This is a genomic window from uncultured Aquincola sp. (genome assembly GCF_964001545.1).
GTDB lineage: Bacteria > Pseudomonadota > Gammaproteobacteria > Burkholderiales > Burkholderiaceae_C > Aquincola.
The window spans coordinates 1-6,774 of the sequence record NZ_CAXFDV010000212.1; the positions used below are offsets into that span (position 1 = coordinate 1).

The window sequence follows — 6,774 nt, forward strand, 5'->3', positions numbered from 1 at the left end:
CCAGTCGGCAGGGTGCTGCTCGCTCCAGCCCGGCTGCGGCCGGCTGAGCTGCAGCGGCGCGCCAGCGGTGCCCAGCACGCGGTGCTGCGCATCCAGCAGCAGCGCCTTCACTTCCGAGGTGCCGTAATCCAGACCGAGAAACATGCGGGGATGCTAGTGGGCGCCAGCGGCGATGATCGATACCCTCTTGCCCATAACTTCAACCCTGCTGTTGCCATGACCTACCGACAAACCCGCATTGCCACCCTCGCCTGCTGCCTGATGGGCGCCGCCTTTTTCGCCCAGGCCCAGGCCGACCTGGCCGCCACCGCCGCCAAGGAAAAGGGCGCGGTGGTGCTGCCCAGCGGCCTGGTGTTCCAGTCCCTCAAGGAAGGCACCGGCCGCACGCCCGCCGCCACCGACACCGTGCGCGTGCACTACCGCGGCGTGCTGGCCGACGGCAAGGAGTTCGACAGCTCCATCGCCCGCGGTCAGCCGGCCGAGTTCCCGCTCAACCGCGTGATCCCCTGCTGGACCGAAGGCGTGCAGCGCATCAAGGTGGGCGGCAAGGCCAGGCTCACCTGCCCGCCGGGCATCGCCTACGGCTCGCGCGGGGCCGGCGGCGCAGTGCCGCCCAACGCCACGCTGCAGTTCGAGGTGGAACTGCTGGGCATCGCCGGCAAGTAAGGCAGCGCATGACCGGCCCGCACGACGACGACACCCCGCCCTGGCTGGACCCGACGCGCCTGCTGCACGGCGACGCCGGCCTCAGCGACGACAGCGCGGTGAGCCCGCCCATCCACTACAGCGCCACCTTCAAGGCGCGTGATGCGGCCGAGTTCGCCGAGATGGCCCGCACGCCGCGCCACGCGGCCTACTACACCCGCTACGGCAACCCGACGCACGAGCGGGTGGCCGCCATCCTGGCGGCGCTGGAAGGCACCGAGACGGCGATGCTCACCGCCTCGGGCATGGGCGCCATCAGCACCACGGTGCTGGCGCTGGTGCAGGCCGGCGACCATGTGGTGGCCCAGGGCCGGCACTACATGAGCACCGCCAAGCTGTTCGACGAAGTGCTGCCGCGCTTCGGCGTGCAGGTGACGATCGTCGAGCAGACCGACCTGGCCGCGCTGGAAGCCGCGCTGCGGCCCGAGACGCGGCTGATCATGCTGGAAAGCCCGGCCAACCCCACGCTGGTGCTGACCGACCTGGCCGCGGTGGCGGCACTGGCGCGGCCACGCGGCATCCTCACCATCGCCGACAACACCTTCGCTTCGCCCATCAACCAGAAGCCGCATGCGCTGGGCATCGACGTGGTGGTGCACAGCGCCACCAAATCGCTGGGCGGCCACCACGACCTGACGGCCGGCGCGGTGTGCTGCAGCCAGACGCTGGCCGAGCGCATCTGGCCGATGCACATCACGCTGGGTTCGGTGCTGTCGCCGATGGACGCCTGGCTGCTGCTGCGCGGCCTGCGCACGCTGGCCGTGCGCATGGAGCGCATGAACGCCAATGCGCTGGCGCTGGCGCAGTGGCTGGAGCAGCAGCCGCAGGTGGAACGGGTGTGGTACCCCGGCCTGCCCAGCCACCCGCAGCATGCGCTGGCGCAGCGGCAGATGCAGCAGGGCCACGGCCCGGTGGTGGCGCTGGCGCTGCGGGGCGGCTACGAACAGACCAGCCGCTTCGTCGCCTCATTGCAATTGGCCACCCATGCGGTGAGCCTGGGCGGCGTGGAAACCTTGATCGTGCATGCCGCCGCGATGTGGGGCGGGCTGATGAGCGAGGCTCAGATGGCCACCACCGGCATCCAGCCCAACTTCGTGCGGCTGGCCGTGGGCCTGGAACACATCGACGACCTGAAGCGCGACTTCAGCCGCGCCTTGCAGCAAGTGTGACCGTCAGCCGATCACCGCGCGGCCGACGTACGACAGCACCACCACGACGCCGGCGATCGCGGCGATCACCCAGTTCGGCACGCGGCCGTGAGGGGCGGGGGGCAGGTGGCGGCGGGGGTCGTTCATGATGGTTGTTCCGCGGAATGGCAGGCACTGGATGGGGCACCGTATCGGGCCCTTCGTGGCTGAAGCGAGCTTCATGCCACGCAGCCACAACGCCAGGGTACGACGCCCGGTGGTCAGGCCAAACCCGTCAATGCGGCCAAAAACACCGGCAGAACGCGCCGTGGCGGCGGCACCGATACCATGCGGCCCATGCCCGCCACCGCCCCCCAAGACCGCCCCCACTGGCAACGCCTGCTGTGGCTGGCCGCGGGCGGGCTGAGCCTGCTGACCGGCTTCATCGGCCTGCTGCTGCCGCTGTTGCCCACCGTGCCCTTCGTGCTGCTGGCGGCGTTCTGCTTTTCCAAGGGCAGTGAGCGCTGTGAGCGCTGGATCTGCGAGCACCGCCACTTCGGCCCCATGGTGCTGAACTGGCGCGCCCACCGCGCGGTGCCGCTGCGCGCCAAGTGGATCGCCACGGTGATGATGTCCATCAGCAGCATCGGCGCGCTGTTCATCGTGCCCATGCCCTGGGGCGCGGCGCCAGGGGTCTGTTGCGCCGCGGTGGCCGCATGGATGTGGACGCTGCCGCACGGGCCGGCCGGCGGCACGCCTCCGCAGCTTTGAGGATTCGCCCCGTGGGTCTGCGGGGCTAGCGTGGCGGCCTCCCGGCGCTTGTGCCGGGTTCCATGCACGCAGGAGGCCCCCGCCATGTGCACACCCGCATCCCTGAACCTGCTGGCCCGCGCCAGCGCGCTGCTCGTCGCCAGCCTGTGCGGCCCGGCTGCTCAGGCCGCCGTGTCGGTCGGCGGCGACTTTTTCCTGCAAGGGGGCGGCAGCATCGGCCCCGGCGACACCAGCCTGCCGCAGTCGCGCCTGGGCCTGGGCGCCAGCGGCGGCATCGGCCGGCTCGACGTGGACGGCGGCAGCTTCCTGCAGCTGGCCAACATCTACTTCGACCAGGGCCGCAGCCTGATCGACGGGGCCGGCAGCCGGCTGCTGCTCACCGGCGATGGCTCGGTGCAGACCGGCTACCAGCGGCTGAGCCTGGGCAACAACGCCGGCCGCAGCGCCGCGCTCACCGTGAGCAACGGCGGTCTGCTCGACACCAGCACCCAGCTCTCGGGCTGCCTGGCGGCCTTTCACTATTGCGACACCTACGTGGGCAGCCGCGCCGGCGCCAATGCCGAGTTCACCGTCACCGGCGCAGGCTCGGTGGCCCGCATCGGCAGCAGCCTGTACGTGGGCCACCCGGGCCTCTTCGTCAGCGACCAGGGCGAGGTGTTCGGCCGCCAGGCCGCCACCGTAACGGCGCTGGTGCAGGTGCTGGACGGCGGCACGCTGTCCACCGACCGCGCCCAGGTGGGCACCGCGCAGTGGGACACCTTCAACACCGGCAGCGAACGCAGCAGCAGCCGCGTGCTGGTCAGCGGCGCCCAATCGCGCTGGCTGGTCAATGGCGGCATGGCCTGGAATGCCGACAGCCAGGCGGGCGAGATGCAGGGCGCCACCGTGAGCACCGCCGCGGACCGGCTGGCCGTGGCCACGATCGACATCGAGCAAGGCGGCGTGATGCGCTTTGCGCACGTGACCGACCGACAGGCGGTGCTCAACCTCACCACCAACGGCGGCCGCACCGACATGACGGTGCACGGCGCCGGCTCGGCCATCCGCTTCGACGGCAGCGACGGCATCCTGCAGGTGGGGCGGCGGCTGGGCAGCGGGCGGCTGCAGCTGGTGGAAGGCGGGCAGGCCACCGGCCTGTACTACACCTCGGTCGGGCGCGATGGCTCCTTCGGTGAGCTGCTGGTCGATGGCACGGGATCGCTGCTGCGCATGGATGCGATCGCGACCCGGGCCGCGGTCGGCAACGGCTTCGGCCTGTCGCCCGGACTGGACGTCGGGCGCAACGGCACGGGCAGCGTCACCGTCTCGGGCGGCGGTCGCATCGAGGTGGTGGGCAGCACGGGCGTGCCCTATTCGCCCAGCGTGTCGGTGGCACGGGACGTGGGCTCCAGCGGCCACCTCACCATCACCGGCGCCGGCTCGGTGCTGTCGGTCACCGCCGCCTCGGTGCTGCCGGGTGGCGGCGCGGCCGAGGCCTACAACCCGTGGCTGCGCATCGGCCGCGACGGCAACGGCACGCTGGACGTGCTGGCCGGCGGGCAGCTGCTGGTGGAAGGTGGGGCCGTCTCCACCGTCAGTGACCAGCGGGTCACCAGCCTGGTGATCGGCGGCAGCAGCGACACCGTGGGCGGTGGCAAGGGCATTGCCACCGTCAGCGGGGCCGGATCGCTGGTGAAGGTCAGCGGTTCGGACGCGGTGATCCACGTGGGCCTCGGCGCCAACTCGTTCGGCAGCCTGACGGTGAGCGACCAGGCCCGCGTGGCCACCACCTACATGGCGGTGGGCCGCAGCGGCGGCACCGGCCAATTGACGGTGGACAACGCCCGCGTCGAGCTGAGCGGCCAGTTCACCGGCGACACCGTCACCGGCGCGGTGATGGTGGTGGGCCGCTCGGGCGGCACCGGCACGCTGAACCTGCGCAACGGCGCCACGCTGCTGCTCAGCAACCCGGGCCACCTGGGCGCCAGCCTGTCGCTGGGCGGCAGCCGGGGGGGACCGGGCGGAGACGGCACGGTCAACCTCAGCGGTGGCTCGCTGATCAAGGTCGAGGCGGCGCCCGGCTTGGGCAGCGTCACCGTCGGCCGCGACGGCACCGGCCTGATGCGCGTGCGCGGCGCCAGCACCGTGGACGTGGGCGACGGCAACCTGCTGGTGGCGCGCAACAAGGGCTCGGACGGCACGCTGCTGGTCAGCGAAGGCAGCCAGGTGACGGCCGGCTGGGTGGGCGTGGGCCGCAACCGCGAGGGCGATACCGCGCTGGGCAGCGACGGCGGCACCGGCACCGTGGTGCTGACCAACAGCACCCTCACCGCGCCGCAGATCGTGGTGGGCACCAACGGCTTTCTGGGTGGCAGCGGCACCATCGTCGGCAACGTCGTCAACTACGGCATCTTCAGCCCGGGCAATTCACCGGGCACCGTCACCATCCAGGGCGACTACACCGCCGGCGCGGGCAGCCGCTTGATCCTGGAAGTGCAGGCCGACGGCCACGGCGGCTTTCTCACCGACCAGGTGCTGTTCGCCGGTGGCGGCCAGCTGGCGCTGGACGGGTTGAAGGTGGAGTTCCGCTTCCTGGGCAACACCAACCCCGACAGCTTCCGCAGCGCCGGCCTGTTCGACATCGACACCTTCCTGCACCGCACCGACGGCCTGGGTGGGCTGAGCGCGCTGCCCGACAGTGCGTTCGACCACGTGGCCTACAGCGCGCGCAGCGACGCCTACCGCTTCATCAACTTCGACTACAGCGCGGGCGTGGCGCCGCAGTTCACGCTGGCCCCGGCGGTGCCCGAGCCGGGCACCTGGGCCCTGATGCTGGCCGGCAGCGCGGTGCTGGGCTGGTTCGCGCGGCGGCGGCGGGCGGCCTGAGGCGCCGCTGCCGGGCCGCTCAAGCGGCGTCGTCGGCCGCGTCGCCGAAGGGCAGCTCCGGCTCCAGCGCCGCGCGCTCGGCCTCGATCTGCGCGCGGGTGCGGCGGGGCTCGGCGCGGCTGGCCGCGGCGGCGGCCTTTTGCGCGGCGCCGGCCAGCGACACCGCATCGCCCACGCCGGGGCGCGACAGGCTGCCCACGCGCACGCCCAGCAGGCGCAGCCGGCGGCTCAGGTCCACCCGCTTCAGGCACTGGCCGGCGGCCTGGCGGATCAACTGCGCATCGGCGGTGGGCGCGGGCAGCGTCAGGTCGCGGGTCACGGTCTTGAAGTCTTCGAAGCGCAGCTTGATGCCGATGGTGCGGCCCACCCAGCGCTTGCGCTGCAGGTCGTCGGCCACCCGATGCGCCAGGTCGGTGAAGATGGCCGACAGCGTGGCGCGGTCGCGCACCGCATGCAGGTCGCGGTCGAAGGTGGTTTCGCGGCTCATCGACACCGGCTCACTGTAGGTCACCACCGGCCGGTCGTCGATGCCGCGCGAAGCCCGGTACAGCCAGGCGCCGTAGCTGCGGCCGAAGTGCTCCAGCAGCCAGGCGGCTTCGCACTCGGCCAGCTGGCCCACGGTTTCCACGCCCAGCGACTTCAGCTTGGCATTGGCCTTGGGGCCGATGCCGTTGATGCTGCGCACCTTCAGGGGCCAGATGCGCGCCGGGATGTCGTCGGCCGTCAGCACCGTCAGGCCGTCGGGCTTGTCCAGCTCCGAGGCGATCTTGGACAGCAGCTTGTTGGGCGTGACCCCGATGGAGCAGCTGAGCCCGGTGGCCCGCTTGACGTTGTTGCGGATCTCCTGCGCCACCGCGCGCACGCCGCCAAAGGCGTCGTGGCCCACCGCCTCCTGCGTCCCGGGCACCTCGGTCAGGTCGATGTAGATCTCGTCGATGCCGCGGTCCTCGATCACCGGCGCCACCTCGGCCACCGCCTGCTTGAAGAGGCGCGAGTAGTGCCGATAGGCCTCGAAGTCGGTGGGCAGCAGGATGGCGTCGGGCGCCCGCTGCGCCGCTTTCATCAGCCCCATGCCCGAGTGCACGCCGTAGTCGCGCGCCGCATAGGTGGCGGTGGTGACCACGCCGCGGCCGGCATAGTGGCGCAGCGTGGCGAACTGGCGGCTGCCGTCGGCCAGCACTTCGGGCTGGTGCCGACGCCCGCCGCCGATGACCACCGGCAGGCCCTTGAGCTCCGGGTAGCGCAGCAGCTCCACCGATGCGTAGAACGCATCCATGTCGAGGTGGGCGATCCAGCGGCGTACGGC

7 protein-coding genes are annotated in these 6,774 nt (G+C 71.8%); 4 read left to right on the forward strand and 3 right to left on the reverse strand.

Annotated elements, in window-relative coordinates; genetic code table 11:
- The coding region (locus ABNT58_RS07370) for an FGGY family carbohydrate kinase (RefSeq protein WP_348752856.1) at positions 1–144 on the reverse strand (144 nt) is incomplete at its 3' end.
- Between the two features lie 117 nt (positions 145–261).
- Between ABNT58_RS07370 and ABNT58_RS07375 the strand changes: the two genes are divergently transcribed.
- Positions 262–666 (forward strand): FKBP-type peptidyl-prolyl cis-trans isomerase, encoded by a 405-nt coding sequence (locus ABNT58_RS07375; RefSeq protein ID WP_348752857.1) that lies wholly within the window; start codon positions 262–264, stop codon positions 664–666.
- An 8-nt stretch (positions 667–674) separates the two neighbouring features.
- Positions 675–1,874: an aminotransferase class I/II-fold pyridoxal phosphate-dependent enzyme gene (locus ABNT58_RS07380; protein WP_348752852.1), complete on the forward strand. Its 1,200-nt coding sequence runs from the start codon at positions 675–677 to the stop codon at positions 1,872–1,874.
- Positions 1,875–1,877: 3 nt separating this feature from the next.
- Here the strand turns inward: ABNT58_RS07380 and ABNT58_RS07385 are convergent, their stop codons facing one another.
- Complete coding sequence (locus ABNT58_RS07385; RefSeq protein WP_348752853.1) at positions 1,878–2,000, reverse strand: hypothetical protein; 123 nt, start codon at positions 1,998–2,000, stop codon at positions 1,878–1,880.
- A gap of 189 nt (positions 2,001–2,189) precedes the next feature.
- Here ABNT58_RS07385 and ABNT58_RS07390 point away from each other — a divergent pair, with 189 nt between their 5' ends.
- Together ABNT58_RS07390 and ABNT58_RS07395 are read left to right on the forward strand one after the other, a co-directional pair.
- Entirely contained in the window at positions 2,190–2,603 is a 414-nt protein-coding gene (locus tag ABNT58_RS07390) for a YbaN family protein (RefSeq protein ID WP_348752854.1), read from the forward strand.
- A gap of 84 nt (positions 2,604–2,687) precedes the next feature.
- Positions 2,688–5,468 carry a PEP-CTERM sorting domain-containing protein gene (locus ABNT58_RS07395; protein WP_348752855.1) on the forward strand — a complete coding sequence of 927 codons (2,781 nt, stop codon included), beginning with the start codon at positions 2,688–2,690 and terminating at the stop codon, positions 5,466–5,468.
- A 19-nt stretch (positions 5,469–5,487) separates the two neighbouring features.
- Here the strand turns inward: ABNT58_RS07395 and dinB are convergent, their stop codons facing one another.
- Positions 5,488–6,759 carry a DNA polymerase IV gene (dinB, locus tag ABNT58_RS07400; protein ID WP_348752858.1) on the reverse strand — a complete coding sequence of 424 codons (1,272 nt, stop codon included), beginning with the start codon at positions 6,757–6,759 and terminating at the stop codon, positions 5,488–5,490.
- Positions 6,760–6,774: the final 15 nt, after the last annotated feature.

Bases quoted from the DNA above. Each gene is read 5' to 3' on its own strand.
- ABNT58_RS07375 (WP_348752857.1), top strand. From the start codon at position 262: ATGGGCGCCGCCTTTTTCGCCCAGGCCCAGGCCGACCTGGCCGCCACC.
- ABNT58_RS07380 (WP_348752852.1), top strand. From the start codon at position 675: ATGACCGGCCCGCACGACGACGACACCCCGCCCTGGCTGGACCCGACG.
- ABNT58_RS07385 (WP_348752853.1), bottom strand. From the start codon at position 2,000: ATGAACGACCCCCGCCGCCACCTGCCCCCCGCCCCTCACGGCCGCGTG.
- ABNT58_RS07390 (WP_348752854.1), top strand. From the start codon at position 2,190: ATGCCCGCCACCGCCCCCCAAGACCGCCCCCACTGGCAACGCCTGCTG.
- ABNT58_RS07395 (WP_348752855.1), top strand. From the start codon at position 2,688: ATGTGCACACCCGCATCCCTGAACCTGCTGGCCCGCGCCAGCGCGCTG.